We start from the raw sequence: 16,378 nt of genomic DNA on the forward strand, positions 1-16,378 counted from the left end.
GGTGGTAACCCTAGTCGGCGGCACCGACATTTTCGGCGTGGTCGCCGCCCAGCCCGCGGACCAGTTCACGGAACTCCAGAAGGGTGATCGCGCCGGCCGGCTCGGTCGCCGCGGTCTCGACGCGCCGTAACCGTTCGGCGGCGAGCCGTTCACCCAATGTCGCGTCGAGCGGCAGGAACGTCATGGTCTGCCGCGCACCGTCGTCGAGGTCGCCGAACCGAGGGTGGAAGACCGCGACGTCGACGACCTGCTCCTGGTCGTCGACCTGCGCGACGACGCGGACGTCGGCCAGCGCGATCCGGTGTTCGCCGAGGTTCACGGTGACCTCGGTCGGATCGGGCACCGGCGGCACCGAGTCGTGGTACTCCCAGATCGCGTCGTCCGGCGGCGCGGCAGCACGCCACGCGTCGGTGAACGGCCGCAGCTCCGGGTCCTCCTGACCGGTCACGACCAGGGCGTAGATCGCCTGGCGACCACGTTCGAGCGAGAAGTGCAGCCGCGGGTGCAGCGCCTCGACCAGCTGGCAGAGCTCGTACTCCACGCGGTGCGGCTCGCCCTCGCCGAGGGCCGCGCTGATCATCGGAAGCAGGTCGAACCACCCCTGCCAAAACGCCTCCGCGGCGGCCTCCGGGTCCGCCGGCACATGCTGCTCAGGCCATGGCGTGCGCGGATCAGGCGGATCGGCGGCGGTGGTCTTGCGGCGGAACAGGCGCATGGTTACGGGTGGTCCTCGTTCGGTCGGCTACCCCGACACGCTACTTGCCGGGCGACGCCCACGTCGGCGAGTTGCCGGATTCGGTCACCAGTCTTCCGGCGGCTCGACGAAGGCCTTGCCGAGGTCACGCGTCAGCGACAGGGCCCGGCGCATCCACTCCGGCGTGGCGCCGGCGAGGCCGCACGCGGGAGTCGGCACCGCCCGTTCGGCGAGGACGCTCCGGTTGAAGCCGAGCCGGTCGGCCAGCCGGAACACCGGTTCGCCGACGTCTTTCAGGGTCGGCGGGGACGCGGGCGCCGTCGGCGGGACTGCGCCCAGGAACAGCGTCGCGCCGCCGTCCCAAACTTCGCCGATCTCGTCGAGGAACGCGGCGGAGGCGCCGTCGAGCGCGGCGATGTCGAAGGCCAGAGCGTCTGCACCGGCTTGGCGCAGCAGGCCCAGCGGGGGCTTCCCGGCACAGCAGTGCACGATCACCGGCCGGCCGGTGATCGTCTTCGCCCCGTCGATCATCGTCGTGAGCAGCTCGCGGGCCTCGGGCTCCGGCACCGCGGGAACCCTCCCGTAGCCGGACGGCGTCGACAGGTCGCCGGCCAGCACCGCGGGCAGCGACGGTTCGTCGAACTGGACGACCACCGGCGCCCCGGTCCGCGCCTGGACCTCGGCGACGTGCTCGGCGAGGCCGTCCAGCAGGGACGACGCGAAGTCCCGCAGCGCACCGCGGTCGGTGAGCACCCGGTGTCCCCGGGGCAGCTCGATCCCGGCGCCCAACGTCCAAGGCCCGGCCAGCTGGACTTTGAACACCGGCGGGGCGGCGCCGGCTTTCTCCCGCGCCTCCTGCACGGCGTCGAGATCCCAACGCAGCAGGTCGACAGCCCGGCGGTGCTCGTGACCAGGCCGTGCGGCCACGCGGTAGCCGCTCGGCACGACGTCGACGGCCAGGTCCACCAGCAGCGCGGCCGTCCGGCCGAGCATGTCCGCGCCGACGCCGCGGGCCGGCAGCTCCGGCAGGTGCGGAAAGTCCGGCAGCTCACCGAAGACGATCGCCGCCGCTTCCGCGGGATCCGTACCCGGCATCGAGCCGATCGCCGTCGCGGCACCGCTGGCCCACACTCGCTCAGTCACGACCCCTGATTCTGGTCGACCACCCACCGGCCACGCCCACCGGGCTGCCGCACCCGCACCACCGGCGGACGGACATTCGCCGCAATTGCCTTGATCGCCACCATGGCCGGACAAGCGCGGATAGGCTCACCCGCCATGACGAGTTCGCCACCGCAACCGGGCTGGTATCCCGACGCGCGGGATCCCCGTCTGCACCGCTGGTGGGACGGCCAGACCTGGACCGCCAACACGCGGCCGGCCTACCAGGCACCGCCGCCGAGCGACTCCGAGCCGATCGAGCTGGACATCGAGCGCGCCCATGACCCGGCCCGGATCCAGGACCAGGTCAACCGCGCGACCCGCGGCCGGGGCGCCGCCCGCAGCGGTGGCGGGACGCTGTTCACCGAGCCGGTCCTCGTCGTCAACCAGCGCGCCAAGCTGATCGAAATGGCGAACGAGTTCGGCGTCTTCGACCAGCACGGCAACCGGATCGGCGGAGTCGTGCAGGTCGGCCAGAGCGCGCTGAAGAAGGCGATCCGGCTGCTGACCAACTACGACCAGTTCCTGACCCACAAGTTCGAGGTCCGCGACGCCAACCACAGCACCGTGCTGAAGGTGACCCGGCCCGCCAAGGTCTTCAAGTCGCGGTTCCTCGTCACGCGGGCCGACGAGACGCCGATCGGCGAGATCGTCCAGGAGAACGTCTTCGGCAAGATCCGCTTCGGTTTCGTCGTCGACGGCCGCCCGGTCGGTGGGATCTTCGCCGAGAACTGGCGCGCCTGGAACTTCTCGATCCGGGACCACAACGGCACCGAGGTCGCGCGGGTGACCAAGACGTGGGGCGGGTTCCTCAAAGCCGCCTTCACCACCGCGGACAACTACGTCGTCGAGATTCCCCACCCTCTTCCGGATCCGCTCGCCAGCATGGTCGTCGCCGCGGCCCTCACGATCGACACCGCCCTGAAGCAGGACACCGACTGATCGAGTGACCGGCGTCTCAGCTTCTCCAGGTGGACAGCGGGCGCGGTACAGCTCAGGGTGAAGAAAGGCCGGGACACCGCAGTCTCGCCGGGACGGAGGTCACCGTGGAACCGTTGCCGGAAAGCAGCGACAGGAACTGGACCGAGCCCGGAATCTACGAGGTCTCGGCCGGCGTCTACCGGATCCCGTTGCCCCTGCCCAACGACGGTCTGCGCGCGGTGAACGTCTACGCGGTCACCGACGGCGAGAAGCTGCTCCTGGTCGACTCGGGCTGGGCGCTGACGGTGGCACGGCAACAGCTCGCGAGCGCGCTCGGCGGGATCGGCGCCGAACTCGCCGACGTCAGCGAGTTCCTCGTCACGCACGTGCATCGCGACCACTATTCGCAGGCTGTCGTCCTTCGCCGCGAGTTCGGCTCGAAGATCGCCCTCGGCCAGGACGAGGAACCGTCGCTGAAGGCGTCGAACAACCCTGACAGCCTGCCGATGGAGGCCCAGGTCGACCTGTTGTTCCAGGCGGGAGCCGGCGAAGTCGTCGAAGCACTGGCCCGGGACTTCGGCACGGACCGGCGGCACACGGAAGCCGACCTCTGGGAAGCACCCGACGAGTGGCTGACGCCGGGACCACGCGCCATCCTGCCCGGCCGCGAGTTCGACGTCGTCGCCACTCCGGGGCACACGGCCGGCCATGTCGTCTTCGTCGACGACACCGCGGGCCTGTTGTTCTCCGGCGACCACGTCCTGCCGCACATCACGCCTTCGATCGGCTTCCAGCCCGTGCCGGCGGAACTGCCGCTCAACGATTTCATCGGCTCGCTGCGTCTGGTACGCGCGATGCCGGACCGCCGCATGCTTCCCGCGCACGGTCCCGTGTCCGAAAGCGTGCACACGCGGGTCGACGAGCTGCTGGACCATCACAGGCAACGACTCGAGACGATCGGCGCGCAGATCGCAGCCGGAGCGAGCACGGCCTTCGAGGCCGCACACCGCATCGGCTGGACTCGCCGCAACCGCAAACTGTCCGAAATGGACTCGTTCAACCAGATGCTCGCGGTCCTGGAGACGGCCGCGCACCTCGACCTGCTGGTGTCGCAAGACAAACTGAAAGCACAGCTCGTCGACGGCGTCCGGCACTACACGACTACCTGAAGAATGCCGCGTCCAGCACGGCGAGTAGTGACGTCGTAGCAGGTGGGACCTTCGACAGGCTTCCTGCATACTGGGTGCAATGGATGTCATCAGACGTGCCAGGGCAACGGACATCGAGGCGCTCGTGCGCTTGTTCGGCGCACCGGGCGAGCCGCTGGCAGCCGCGCTCCGAGAGCTCATGGCCACACCGCACGTCACGCTCGTCGTCGCCGAGGATGACAACGGCGTCGCCGGCACCGCCCAACTGACAGTGTTGCGCGGGCTCGCGTGGGAAGGCGCGACCCGCGGCCTGCTCGAAGGCATCCGCGCCGCTCGTCGCGGAGTGACGAGCGCACTTCTGACCTGGGGCGTCGACGAAGCGCGGCGACGAGGTTGCTCCCGCCTCCATCTCGACTCCGGCCTCGGTCGCTCCGACCTGCGAGAGTTCTACGCACGCTTCGGGTTCGAGCACAGCTACCAAGGGTTCACTCGCGTCCTGTGATACTGGCGCAGTGACCGGCTACACCATCCGCAGGGCACGACGCGAGGACGTCGGCGCGATCGTCCGCATGCTGGCGGACGACCAGCTCGGCGCGGCCCGCGACGACCCCGACGACCTCCGGCCCTATCTCAGGGCGTTCGAAGACATCGACGCGGACCCGAACCAGGCTCTGGTGGTCGTGGTCTTCCGCGACGAAGCGGTCGGAACACTGCAGCTGACGATCATTCCCGGCCTCGCCCGCCGCGGCGCGCTTCGCGGCCAGATCGAGGCCGTCCGGATCCGCGCCGATCACCGGGGCTCCGGACTCGGTGCCGACCTCGTGCGCGGGGCGATCGATGAGTCGCGACGACGCGGATGCGCACTCGTCCAGCTCACCTCGGACGTGTCGAGGGTGGCCGCGCACCGGTTCTACGAGCGCCTCGGCTTCGTGCCGAGCCACACCGGGTTCAAGCTCAAGCTCTGACAACGGAATACCTTGGCATTCAAGCGATTCCTGTCCGTCCACAAAGGACATATTTGATCCAGCATCTCTTCATTCAGCCGCACGCGTCCGCGTCGACACGAACGACGATCCCCAAATCAATCGGCCAAGTCAAGCCGCGAAGGGCGCGAATGGACCGTTCGCTCCCTTTTACCACCCGATTTTGCGAACCTTTAGGACTTTTCGCGCGAGCGCCCGTACCGTCGCTCTCATGACATCTGCACAACCACTCCGCAAGCTCACGCCTCCGGCGCAGCCCCGGAACACCTACGACAAGCTGCCGTTCATGTTGAGGACGGTCCGCGCCGCCCCGGATACGTTGCAGCGCTTGAAAGACGACCAAGTCATCGACCTCATCCGCGATGCCGACGCCGAGATCGCCAAGCTGCAGGCTCTTCAGCTACGGGCGATCTCGAACCTGAGCGTGCGCCGGAGACGGGCACCCAGCGCGGCCTCGGAAGTGGCGTTGGCCTTGTCCATTACGGAAAATCGGGCCGGCACCATAGTGTCGGCGGCCAACGCGCTGATCGGCCGGCTGCCCCGCATGCTCAACCTCATGGACGACGGCAGGCTCGACCTCTACCGCGCCATGAAGATCACGGATGCGACAGCGTGGCTGTCAGAAGAACACGCACGCGTCGTCGACGCGATGCTCGAGGACCGTGTTCCGGGACGCAACGCCACCCAGGTCCGCCGCGCGGCGGCGTACGCGGCCGCGAAAGTGGATCCCGAAGGCGCCGCGCAACGGACGGAACGAAGCCTCGTCGAGCGCCGGCTGACCTTGCACCACCAGGACACGGGAGTGACCAGTCTTTCGGTCAACAACACGCCCACCGAGAAGGCGACCGCCGCCTACGCGCGTATCGACCGGGCCGCTCGAGCCCTGAAGACTCCCGACGAGCCGCGAACGCTGGATCAGCTCCGCGCGGACGTGGCCATGGACCTGTTGCTGAGCGGAACGGGCGGCCCGCGCGAGCGCAGCGAGGTGTTCCTGCACATCGACCTGGGTACGTACCTTGGGCTGAACGACTTCCCGGCGGCTCTGGCCGGCCGCGGCCCCGTCGCGGCGTCGGTGGCCCGCCGCATCATCAGCGGCTCCGACACGACGCTGCGGCGAGTCCTCACTGATCCGCGTTCCGGCCAGGCGCTCGAACTGTCGCCGACCCGCTACCCGCTGGACCCGGCGCACGAGGAGTTCATCCGCGTCCGGGATCGCGAGTGCCGTCAACCCGGTTGCACGCGCCCTGCGCAGAATTGCGAGGTCGAAGCAACTCGGGCGCGCGGCGAGGCCAAGGAGGCCGCTGACCAGCCCGTCACGTACTGCTCGCGGCACCGACGGTTGAAGAACGAAGCCGGATGGGACTACGAAGTCACGCCGGATGGCATCGTGAACGTCGCCACTCCGACCGGCCGGGTGCACTCGACGACGCCACCGTCGTTGGACGGGGGCCGAGCGAGGACGAACCGAAACCGGAAGAAGTCCCGGAAGTGACCGACGGTCAGCGCGTGCCCGAGATCTTCGCGCTGCCGAGGACGATGTCCCCGCCCTCGGCATCAGGCCGGTAGAGCACGACGACCTGCCCGGGAGCGACTCCACGCAGCGGTTCGCGCAGGTGCACGGTCATGGTGTCGGAGTCGACGTCCGCGACTGCGTCGACGATGCCTCCGTGGGCCCGGACCTGGACCACGCACTCCGTCGGCTCGGTCAGCGGCTTGCCACTCGGCCAGATCGCACGGTCAGCCTCGATCACCTTGACGCCGAGCCCGGCTGCGGAGCCGACCTTGACGGAGCCGGAGACCGGTTCGAGCGACAGGACGTACCGAGGGCGGCCATCGGGCGCAGGAGCGTCGATCCCCAGGCCCTTGCGCTGCCCGACGGTGAAACCGTGAACCCCGGTGTGCCGGCCGAGCACCGCGCCGGTTTCGGCGTCGACGAGCTCGCCAGGACGCTGCCCCAGCCGGTTCTCCAGGAACTTCTTCGTGTCACCGTCCGGGATGAAACAGATGTCGTGGCTGTCCGGCTTGTTGGCGACGGACAGACCCCGGCGCTCAGCTTCGGCGCGAACGTCGGTCTTCCACGAGTCACCCAGCGGGAACATGGCATGGCTGAGCTGCTCGGCGGTAAGGGAGGCCAGCACGTAGGACTGGTCCTTGCCGCTGTCCGCGCTACGACGCAACTCGGGCACGCCGTCCACCACGGAGAGGCGTGCGTAGTGGCCCGTCGCGACCGCGTCGAAGCCGAGCGCCATCGCCTTTTCGAGGAGAGCTTCGAACTTGATCTTCTCGTTGCAGGTGACACACGGGTTCGGCGTACGGCCGGCAGCATATTCACCGACGAAGGTCTCGACGACCTCTTCGGTGAAGCGCTCCGCGAAGTCCCAGATGTAGAACGGGATCCCGAGGATGTCGGCCGCCCGCCGGGCGTCGTGCGAGTCTTCGATCGTGCAGCATCCGCGCGATCCGGTCCGCAAAGTGCCGGGTTTGGCGGATAGGGCCAGGTGCACGCCGACGACGTCGTGCCCGGCGTCAACCGCACGCGCCGCGGCGACTGCCGAGTCGACTCCTCCGCTCATCGCGGCCAAAACCCGCATTGCCTTACACCTCTTGCTTCTGGGTCTGCTTGCGCATTCCGGCCAGTCCGGCCTGCCGGGCGCGCGTGACGACTCCGCCGATCTCAGCGGCCACAGCCTCGACATCGGCGGCAGTGGACGTGTGGCCGAGGGAAAAGCGGAGGGAGCCCCGGGCCGCCGCGGGGTCGGCTCCCATGGCGAGCAGAACGTGGCTGGGCTGTGCGACGCCTGCGGTGCACGCGGAGCCCGTCGAGCATTCGATGCCTTTGGCATCTAGCAGCATCAGAAGGCTGTCGCCGGCGCAACCTGGGAACGTGAAATGGGCGTGACCTGGCAGCCGCTCGCCGTCTCCACCGTTCAGGATGGCATCAGGGACCTCGCGGTGAACCGCCTCGATCAGGCCGTCTCGGAGCTCCTCGACGCGCTTGGCGTATTCGGCGCGGGTCGCGACGCTGGCCCTGACGGCAGTCGCGAATCCGACGATCGCGGGCACGTCCAGGGTGCCGGATCGGACGCTGCGCTCCTGGCCTCCGCCGTGTAGCAGGGGCACGCAGGTCACGTCGCGGCCGAGCAGCAGCGCTCCAACGCCGAACGGACCACCGAGCTTGTGCCCGGTCAAGGTCAGCGCGGCGGCGCCACTGGCCGCGAAGTCGACCGGAACGGCGCCGACGGCCTGAACGGCGTCGGTGTGGAACGGGATGTCGAACTCCGCGCAGACCGCAGCCAGCTCGGCGATCGGGTTGATCGTGCCGACCTCGTTGTTGGCCCACATGATCGTCGCCAGCGCTACGGAGTCGGGATCCGTGGCGATGGCGGCACGCAGGACGTCGGGTGAGACGCGGCCCTGGCTGTCGACGTCGAGCAGGGTGATCTCGGCGCCGCAGTGAGATTCGAGCCACTCGACGGTGTCTAGCACGGCGTGGTGCTCCGCAGCACCGCACAGAACGCGGCGGCGCTGCTCGTGCTCGTCGTGGCGGGCCCAGTAGATGCCCTTGAGCGCGAGATTGTCGCTCTCGGTGCCGCCGCCGGTGAAGATGACCTCGGAGGGACGGGCGCCCAGGGCCTCGGCGATGGTCTCGCGTGCTTCCTCGACCATCCGGCGGGCGCGGCGGCCCGAAGAGTGCAGCGCGGAGGCGTTGCCCACGTTGGACAGCGCCTCGGTCATCGCCGCTACGGCTTCGGGCAACATCGGAGTGGTTGCCGCGTGGTCGAGATAGGTCATCGCCCCATCAGGGTAGTCCGCTTCACCGCGTGACGAAGCCCACCCTCGGCCTGGAAGTGGGCTGTCACACCTTCGACGGCCAGCGTCCCGTCAGCCGGACGCCCAGCAGCGCGAGGGCCACCAAGGCCACGGTGAGCAGGGCCATCGCCGACGACGGCGCGGTGACTGAGCCGATCACGCTGAGCAGGACTCCGCCCAGGCCGATGAGAAGGGCCGAGCCCACCCAGTCGGCCAGTTGCATCGCCGAAGTGTTGAATCCGCGCTCGCCCTCGGGCGAGTAGCGCAGGAGGAGGACCGAGATCGCCGGCATCGCGATCCCCATACCGGCGCCGCCGACCGCGCACGCGACGAACGCCGGCCAGCCCGGGAACCAGGGCTGGGATACCAGGCCGAAGCAGACCAGCCCGGCCGCGACCAGCCAGAAGCCCGTACGCAGTGATGCCTCTCTCGACCAGTTGAGGAACCGGCCTTGCGCCGCAGACGCCGCCGACCAGCCCAACGCCGTGATCGTCAGCGGCAGGCCGGCGAGGGCCGGGCTGTAGCCGTGGACCGCACTCATCGTCAAGGGCAGATACGCCTCCATCCCGGCGTAGGCGCCGGCGATCAAGGCGCGGGAGGCGACGACCGTTGGCAGGCCCGGGCGGGACGACAGCGTTCCGGCCGGGAGCAGCGTCCGGAGCGCGTAACCCAAGGCCACCAGCCCGGCCGTGCCGTAGGCGAGGGCCGGAAGCGACTGGTGCTGGGCCGCCCACGTCAACGCCGCGACGCCAAGGGCGGCGATCACCGCCTGGACCACACCAGCGCGGCGGGCTCCCGCGGCGGGCGTGTGCGCGGGAAGGCGGCGGACGACCACCAGCAGCATCGCCACTCCGACGGCTACCAGCGGGACCAAGCCGAGGAAGATCCAGCGCCAGCCGACGCTGACCGTCACCACTCCCGCCAGGAACGGGCCGATCACCGCCGGCAGGACCCAGGCGGCCGCGTTGGCCGCGTAGATCACCGGGCGTTCCTCGTCGGTGAACGTCAAGGCGATCAGGAGCGAGACCGAGACCAGCAGCAGGCCCGCGCCGAACCCCTGCAGTGCGCGGCCGAGGAGGAACGCCGGCATGCCGCTCGCCGTCCCCGCGACCACCAAGCCCGCCGCGAACAGCGCCGGGCCCGCCAGCAGTGCCGGCGCCGGGCCGCGGCGGTCGCCGATCCGGCCGGACAGCACCGTCGCCACCACGCTCGAGATCAGGAACGTCGTGAACGGCCACGAGTACAGCGACATTCCGCCGAGGTCGGCGACCAGCGTCGGCATCGCCGTCGCGACGCCCATGCTCTCGAACGCCACCAACGTGACCACCAGGAGCAGCGCGATCGTGGTCAGCCGGTGTTCCGCGGTCCAGAGCACACCGCGGCGGCGAGGTGTGGAGTCGAGCGTCGAAGCCATGATCGTCAGCGTGCAACCTCCAGCCCCCTGGAGGTCAAGCCGATTTCACGCCGAGCGGTGCGCCACCGGCTCCAGACGCAGGTCGCGGGCCAGGGCCGCGGCCTCGCCGCGGGACGTCACGTCCAGCTTGCCGAGGATGTTGCGGACGTGGAACTTCACCGTGTGCTCGCTGAGCTGCAGCTGTTCGGCGATCTGCCGGTTGCGCAGGCCCTGCGAGATCCCGGTCAGGACTTCGACTTCGCGCGGGTTGAGCCGGTCGAGCGGGCGCAGCTCCGGCGGTTCGGCGACGCCGAGCGGGAGGACCGCGGTGACCGTCGTGCCCCAGCCGGGCACCGCGTCGACCTCCCAGTGGCCGCCGAGGGTCGTGAGCCGTTCGGTCAGGCCGCGGGCCGGGACGGCGCCCGCGGCTTCGGGGCAGTCGTCGCGGACCGTGATCCGCAGCAGCGGGCCCTCCAGGCGCCACGACGCCCGCAGCCGCGTGGTCGCCGGACGGTCCAACGCGGCGAGCACCAGGCCACGGGTCAGCGTCAGCGCCGTGTGGGCGATGTCCTGCGGGAGCGACGCGTCGCCGACCGGGTCGACGAGGTCCACGTCGACCTCCGTGTGGCGCACCAGGTCGGCCAGCTGGGCCCGCAACGCCGCGAAAGCCACGCTCGCCCGCTCTTCGGACAGCGCCTGGTCCCGATCGACGACACTTTTGAGGTCGAGCAGCGCGTCGGCGGCGAGGTCGGTCGCGGTGCGGCGGGCTTCGGCGTCGGCGAGGCGTCCGGACCGCAGCACCGCCAGGAGCGTGGTCAGCGTCGCGGCGTGGGTCTGGCCGAGGTCCGTGATCGCCTTGGCCCGCGCTGTGGCCGCCGCCAGGTTGCTCGCCAGGACGTCGGGGCCGGGGTCGGCCGCGCGCTGACCCGCGTCCGTGCTGAGGACGTTCCACAGCTGGGAGCCCAGCTCCAGCTCGGCGGCCGGCAGCTCGACGTCTTGCGGGACGACGACCAGCACGGCGCCCTTGCCGACCGCCGGCATCGACGAAAACAGGACCAGACGGCGTTCGAGGCCGCCCAGCACGCCGTCGACCACCAGCGGCTTGCCCGGTTCGCTGCGGTCGGCCAGCCGTCGCAGCTCGGCGCTCGTCACGGCCCGGGCGATCGCCTCGTCGCCGACCACTTTGAGCGGGCTGCGGGGACAGTCCCCGGTCTGCATGGCCGCCGCGCGATGCGGGATCAGCTTCTCCAGCTCCTCGGAGAACCGCTGGAGCAGGTGCGGCCGCGGGGCCGACAGCAGCCGCTCGACGACGGCCAGTACGTGACGCGGATTCGACCAGGAAGCGTCCATGCGTCCAAGGTAGGCGCGAGCGCACTACGACGGCCTGCTCGGCCGGCTAGTGAACACTGCTCGTCCGAGTGGTTCGGTGAGCCCGCCGGACGAGTTGACTCCGTGCAGAGGACATGCGAATCCACGACCCGAGGAGCACAGAGACCACCATGCGAGCGATCACCTTCTCCACCTACGGCGGGCCCGAGGTCCTGCAGCTGTCCGAGGTGCCGGTGCCCGAGCCCGGCCCGGGGCAGGTGCGGCTGGCCGTCCGCGCCGCCGGGATCAACCCGATCGACTGGAAGATCCGCAGCGGCGCCATGCCGAACTTCCAGGTCAGCTTCCCGCACGTCCCCGGCCTCGAGGTGGCCGGTGTCGTCGACGCCGTCGGCGAGGGCGCGGACTTCGCCGTCGGTGACGAGGTGTTCGGCTGGTCCGAGACCGGCGCCTACGCGGAGTACGCGCTGGCGAAGACGGTCGCGCCGAAGCCCGCGAGCATCTCGTGGGCGGACGCGGCGGCCCTGCCGGTCGCCGGGGAGACGGCGCTGCGCGTCCTCGGGCTGCTCGACGTCCGTGAAGGCGAAACGCTGCTGGTCAACGGCGCCAGCAGCACGGTCGGGCGGTTCGGCGCGCAGGTCGCTGTGGCGCGGGGCGCGACCGTCATCGGCACCGCCGGCAGCCGGAACTTCAACGATCTGAAGTCGCTGGGCGTCGTGCCGGTGCCGTACGGCGACGGCTGGGTGGAGCGAGTCCGCGAGGCCGCGCCTGGGCCGGTGGACGCCGTGTTCGACGCCGTCGGCCACGGCGTGCTGCCCGCCGCGATCGAGCTGCGGGGCACGAAGGACCGGATCGTCACCATCGCCGACGGTGCCGCGTTCGAGCTGGGCATCCCGTTCTCGAGTGGCGGCACGCAGTCGCGTGAGGTCCTGACCGAGATCGCCGGCTGGGTGACCGACCGCGGGGTCCGGATCGCGCAGGGCAACAGCTACCCGCTCGACAAGGCGGCCGACGCGCAGATCGAAAGCGAGGGCGGGCACCCCGGCGGGAAGCTCACCCTCACGATCGGCTGAAGCCGTCCAGGAACAACCCGGGCCTGTCGCCGGATCGCGGCGACAGGGCCCGGATCACTTCGCGGGAGGCGAAGCCAGCGGTGCGGGACGGCGGTCCGTGACGCGGCGCTTCCGCTGGGCCGGGATCTTCACCGTGCCCAGCGCGGAGTGCACCGCCGCCTCGGCGAGGGCGGCCAGCTCACGACGGTTTTCCGCGCGGCCCGGCGCGATCTCCGGGCAGATGTGGATCTCGAGCACGAGCCCGCGCAGGGCCGCGACCCGGCGCAGCGACGCGATCAGCGACTCCGGGCCGATGAACGCCGGGCGGCTCGTCTCGCGGCCGTCGGCGAGGCGGTATCGCAATGCGATCGGGCGAACCGGGACGCCGCCGTCGATGGCCGCCTGGAACGTCGCCGTCGTGAAGCGGCCCGAAGCCAGGCCGCACCACGTCGTGCCTTCCGGGGTGACGCTGACCAGTGACCCCGTCCGGAGGGCGTCGGCCAGGGCCGCCATGGTCGCGGGCAGCGCCGTCAGCCGTTCGCGGTCCAGGAAGATGCTGCCGCCGCGGCGGACCAGGCCGCCCAGCACGGGCCAGCCCGCGATCTCCTTCTTGGCCAGCGCGCGCATCGGCCGCAACGCGTTGATCGCGACGATGTCCAGCCACGAGATGTGGTTGTTGACCACCAGCGCGCCACGGCCGGCGGGCGCGGTGAGGAAGTCGGCGCCGCCCCGGATGTCCAGCCGGACGCCGAACGCGCGCAGCACGCCGCGGAAGATCAGCCGGATCCGGCGCTCGCGGCCCCACGACACGAGCAGCAGCGGCGCCGACGCCAGCGCTGCGACGACGACCAGGATCGCCGCGGTGAACCGCAGCACCCGCCGCGGGAACGCGACGACCGGCTCGCTGCCGGTCAGGCAACCGTCGCCACACGGGGACGTCGGCATCCACGCGTGGCTCATGCCTGGACCCCGAGGAAGAACTTGAGGTACCGCTCGTCGACGTGGTGCAGGTCGAGGACGACGAAGAAGTCCGCGACGCCGAAGTCGGCGTCGAGTGCGGGCGGCCCGTAGGCCTTGGCGCCGAGGCGGATGTAGCCCTTGATCAGCGGCGGCAGGATCGAGCGGTCCGGCCGTTCGATCCCCGAGGCGTCCCACGGGATCAGCGGCGACACGCGCGTGTCCTCGGCCGAGTAGTGCTTAGTGCGCAGGACGTCCCAGACGCCGGCGGCGAAGGCACCGCCGTCGACCAGCGGGACGGACGCGCAGCCGGCGAGGTAGCGGTGGCCCGAAAGCAGCATGTACCGGGCGATCCCGGCCCAGACCAGGCTGACGACGGCGCCGCTGCGGTGGTCCGGGTGCACGCACGACCGGCCGGTCTCGACGAGGTGCGGGCGCAGGCCGTCGATCGCGCTGAGGTCGAATTCGCTGTCGGCGTACAGCTTCCCGGCCTGGGCGGCGCGCTCGGGCGGCAGCATCCGGTAGCAGCCGACGATCTCGCCCGTGTTGTCGTCGCGGACGACGAGGTGGTCGCAGAACTCGTCGAACTCGTCGACGTCGAGACCGGGCGTCGGCGAGTGCAGCCGCGCGCCCATCTCCTCGGCGAAAACCCGGTGACGCAGTTTCTGCGCGGCGACGACTTCTTCGTTCGCGTGGGCGACGAGAAGCGAGTACCGGGGAGCGTCCGCGGGGAGGTCGGCACCCGCCTGATCAGTGCTGACGAGGAGCTGTGACGTCGTCATGGTCAAGGTGTACCTGCGCGGAGGAAGCCGCGGAGAGTGTCATCCGATGACCGGTAAATGCACGTTCAGTTAATGGCGGGTTCTCTGTCCCGAAAACGCACGAAGGGCCTTCCGGGGTGTCCCGGAAGGCCCTTCGGAAAGAGCTGTCAGCCCTTGCGCTTCTCGACCGCTTCGGTCAGCTGCGGCGCCACGTTGAACAGGTCGCCGACGATGCCGAAGTCGGCGATCTCGAAGATCGGCGCCTCCGGGTCCTTGTTGACGGCGATGATCGTCTTCGACGTCTGCATGCCGGCGCGGTGCTGGATCGCGCCGGAGATGCCGAGCGCGATGTACAGCTGCGGCGACACGGTCTTGCCGGTCTGACCCACCTGGAACTGCGCCGGGTAGTAACCGGAGTCGACAGCCGCACGCGACGCGCCGACCGCCGCGCCGAGCGAGTCGGCCAGCTTCTCGACGACGTCGAACTTCTCCGCCGAGCCGACGCCGCGGCCACCGGAGACCACGATCGAGGCCTCGGTCAGCTCCGGACGGTCACCGCCGGTCACCGGCTCGACACCGGTGATGCGAGTGGCCTTCGCCGCGTCGACCGCCGGCAGCTCGACGGTTTCTTCGGCCGCCGCGCCCTCGGCGGGCTCGGCCTCGACCGCGCCCGGGCGGATGGAGACGACCGGCGCGCCCTTGGCGGACTTGGACTTGACCGAGAACGCGCCGCCGAAGATCGACTGGTCGATGACGCCGTCGCCGTTGACGCCCACGGCGTCGTAGATCAGGCCGGAGCCCAGGCGCACGGCCAGGCGGGCGGCGACCTCCTTGCCCTCACCGCTGGCGGTGACCAGGACGGCGGCCGGGGACACCCGCTGCGCGAGCGCGGCGAGCACGTCCACCTTGGGCGTGACCAGGTAGTTCGCGGCGTCGTCGCCTTCGGCGACATAGACCTTGGCGGCACCGTGCGAAGCCAGCGCCTCCTTCGCCTTGCCCGCGGTGCCGGCCGGGCCGACGACGACGGCCGACGGCTCGCCGAGCGCGCGGGCGGCGGTCAGCAGCTCGAGCGTGACCTTCTTGACCTCACCGTCGACGTGGTCGACGAGGACGAGTACTTCAGCCATGGTTCTACTTCCTCCTCGAAGGACCGTTGTCAGATGAGCTTCTGCGCGACCAGGTACTCGGCGACCTTGGTGCCGCCGTCGCCCTCGTCCTCGACCTTCTCGCCGGCGGTGCGCGGCGGCTTGGGCGCGGATTCGGTCACGGTCGACCACGCGTTGGCGAGGCCGACCTCGCCCGCGTCGATGCCCAGGTCGGCGATGGTGAACGTCTCGACCGGCTTCTTCTTCGCGGCCATGATGCCCTTGAAGGACGGGTAGCGCGGCTCGTTGATCTTCTCGCCGACGCTCACGATCGCGGGCAGGCTCGCCTCGAGGTGGGTGAGGCCGTCCTCGGTCTCGCGGGTGGCCTTGATCGTCGAACCGTCGACGGTCAGCTCACGCACGTAGGTGACCTGCGGCAGGCCGAGCAGCTCGGCGAGGATCGCCGGGACGGCGCCGCCGCGGCCGTCGGACGACTCGTTGCCGGCGATGACCAGGTCGAAGCCCTCGACCTTGCCGATCGCGGCGGCGAGCACCTTGGCGGTCGCGATCGCGTCGGAGCCGTGCAGCGCCTCGTCGGAGACGTGGATGGCCTTGTCGGCGCCCATGGACAGCGCCTTGCGGATGGCGTCGGTCGCGCGGTCGGGGCCCACGGAGATCACGGTGACCTCGCCCTCGCCGGCTTCCTTGATCTTCAGCGCCTCTTCGACGGCCTTCTCGTTGATCTCGTCGAGCACGGCGTCGGCGGATTCGCGGTCAAGGGTGTGGTCGGTCCCGTTGAGCTTCCGCTCCGAGTAGGTGTCCGGTACCTGCTTGACCAGGACAACGATGTTCGTCATGGGTCTGCTTCGACCTCCCGGTTGTGCCCCGCGGACGACCACGGGTCAGTGCTCTACTGGCCGGTAGATTAGGGCCATTCGGGGCGCAGGACCCGTCGAGGTGACGCCATTCACCTGGATGCGCAATTTAGTGGGACGATCGTCCCGGTAGTCGACCGGTTACCCCACCCGATCGGCCGTTCGTCCGATCGGACCAACCACGGCCTACTCGCAGTGGGTGTCACGGGTTA

16 protein-coding genes are annotated in these 16,378 nt (G+C 70.2%); 6 read left to right on the forward strand and 10 right to left on the reverse strand.

The annotated features are described in order from the left end of the window. Nucleotides 1-10: 10 nt before the first annotated feature. Together BT341_RS40205 and BT341_RS40210 are read right to left on the reverse strand one after the other, a co-directional pair. Nucleotides 11-715 carry a hypothetical protein gene (locus tag BT341_RS40205; RefSeq protein WP_072481202.1) on the reverse strand — a complete coding sequence of 235 codons (705 nt, stop codon included), beginning with the start codon at nt 713-715 and terminating at the stop codon, nt 11-13. Nucleotides 716-799: 84 nt separating this feature from the next. Next, nucleotides 800-1,837, reverse strand: coding sequence for a methionine synthase (locus BT341_RS40210; protein ID WP_072481203.1), 1,038 nt, complete (start codon nt 1,835-1,837; stop codon nt 800-802). 135 nt (nt 1,838-1,972) lie between these two features. Here BT341_RS40210 and BT341_RS40215 point away from each other — a divergent pair, with 135 nt between their 5' ends. The 5 genes from BT341_RS40215 (at nt 1,973) to BT341_RS40235 (ending at nt 6,399) form a co-directional block, all read left to right on the forward strand. Beyond that, the gene (locus tag BT341_RS40215; RefSeq protein ID WP_072481204.1) at nt 1,973-2,797 is read left to right on the forward strand and encodes an LURP-one-related family protein; all 825 of its coding nucleotides are present in this window, start codon (nt 1,973-1,975) and stop codon (nt 2,795-2,797) included. Between the two features lie 104 nt (nt 2,798-2,901). Beyond that, nucleotides 2,902-3,945, forward strand: coding sequence for an MBL fold metallo-hydrolase (locus tag BT341_RS40220; RefSeq protein ID WP_072481205.1), 1,044 nt, complete (start codon nt 2,902-2,904; stop codon nt 3,943-3,945). A 79-nt stretch (nt 3,946-4,024) separates the two neighbouring features. Then, complete coding sequence (locus BT341_RS40225) at nt 4,025-4,426, forward strand: GNAT family N-acetyltransferase (RefSeq protein WP_072481206.1); 402 nt, start codon at nt 4,025-4,027, stop codon at nt 4,424-4,426. Nucleotides 4,427-4,436: 10 nt separating this feature from the next. After that, entirely contained in the window at nt 4,437-4,889 is a 453-nt protein-coding gene (locus tag BT341_RS40230; RefSeq protein ID WP_143168791.1) for a GNAT family N-acetyltransferase, read from the forward strand. A gap of 229 nt (nt 4,890-5,118) precedes the next feature. Continuing rightward, a complete protein-coding gene (locus BT341_RS40235; protein ID WP_072481207.1) occupies nt 5,119-6,399 on the forward strand; it encodes a DUF222 domain-containing protein in 1,281 nt (426 codons plus the stop codon). A gap of 7 nt (nt 6,400-6,406) precedes the next feature. Here BT341_RS40235 and mnmA read toward each other — a convergent pair whose 3' ends face one another. From mnmA to BT341_RS40255, 4 genes are all read right to left on the reverse strand, one after another. Then, the gene (gene mnmA / locus BT341_RS40240; protein WP_072481208.1) at nt 6,407-7,498 is read right to left on the reverse strand and encodes a tRNA 2-thiouridine(34) synthase MnmA; all 1,092 of its coding nucleotides are present in this window, start codon (nt 7,496-7,498) and stop codon (nt 6,407-6,409) included. Nucleotides 7,499-7,502: 4 nt separating this feature from the next. After that, on the reverse strand, nt 7,503-8,699 hold the full coding sequence (locus BT341_RS40245) for a cysteine desulfurase family protein (protein WP_072481209.1): 1,197 nt from the start codon (nt 8,697-8,699) through the stop codon (nt 7,503-7,505). A gap of 64 nt (nt 8,700-8,763) precedes the next feature. Continuing rightward, complete coding sequence (locus BT341_RS40250) at nt 8,764-10,131, reverse strand: MFS transporter (protein ID WP_072481210.1); 1,368 nt, start codon at nt 10,129-10,131, stop codon at nt 8,764-8,766. A 45-nt stretch (nt 10,132-10,176) separates the two neighbouring features. After that, complete coding sequence (locus BT341_RS40255; protein ID WP_072481211.1) at nt 10,177-11,460, reverse strand: helix-turn-helix transcriptional regulator; 1,284 nt, start codon at nt 11,458-11,460, stop codon at nt 10,177-10,179. Between the two features lie 149 nt (nt 11,461-11,609). On the opposite strand from BT341_RS40255, the gene BT341_RS40260 reads away from it, so the two are divergent. After that, complete coding sequence (locus tag BT341_RS40260; protein WP_072481212.1) at nt 11,610-12,509, forward strand: NADP-dependent oxidoreductase; 900 nt, start codon at nt 11,610-11,612, stop codon at nt 12,507-12,509. Nucleotides 12,510-12,563: 54 nt separating this feature from the next. Here BT341_RS40260 and BT341_RS40265 read toward each other — a convergent pair whose 3' ends face one another. From BT341_RS40265 to BT341_RS40280, 4 genes are all read right to left on the reverse strand, one after another. Next, on the reverse strand, nt 12,564-13,448 hold the full coding sequence (locus BT341_RS40265) for a lysophospholipid acyltransferase family protein (protein WP_072481213.1): 885 nt from the start codon (nt 13,446-13,448) through the stop codon (nt 12,564-12,566). Further along, the gene (locus tag BT341_RS40270) at nt 13,445-14,227 is read right to left on the reverse strand and encodes a GNAT family N-acetyltransferase (RefSeq protein ID WP_072481214.1); all 783 of its coding nucleotides are present in this window, start codon (nt 14,225-14,227) and stop codon (nt 13,445-13,447) included. The genes BT341_RS40265 and BT341_RS40270 overlap by 4 nt, the downstream gene beginning before the upstream one ends. A 146-nt stretch (nt 14,228-14,373) precedes the next feature. Beyond that, nucleotides 14,374-15,333, reverse strand: coding sequence for an electron transfer flavoprotein subunit alpha/FixB family protein (locus tag BT341_RS40275; protein WP_072481215.1), 960 nt, complete (start codon nt 15,331-15,333; stop codon nt 14,374-14,376). Nucleotides 15,334-15,362: 29 nt separating this feature from the next. Next, complete coding sequence (locus BT341_RS40280) at nt 15,363-16,148, reverse strand: electron transfer flavoprotein subunit beta/FixA family protein (protein WP_072481216.1); 786 nt, start codon at nt 16,146-16,148, stop codon at nt 15,363-15,365. Nucleotides 16,149-16,378 lie beyond the last annotated feature (230 nt).

Source organism: Amycolatopsis australiensis (assembly GCF_900119165.1).
Taxonomy (GTDB): domain Bacteria; phylum Actinomycetota; class Actinomycetes; order Mycobacteriales; family Pseudonocardiaceae; genus Amycolatopsis; species Amycolatopsis australiensis.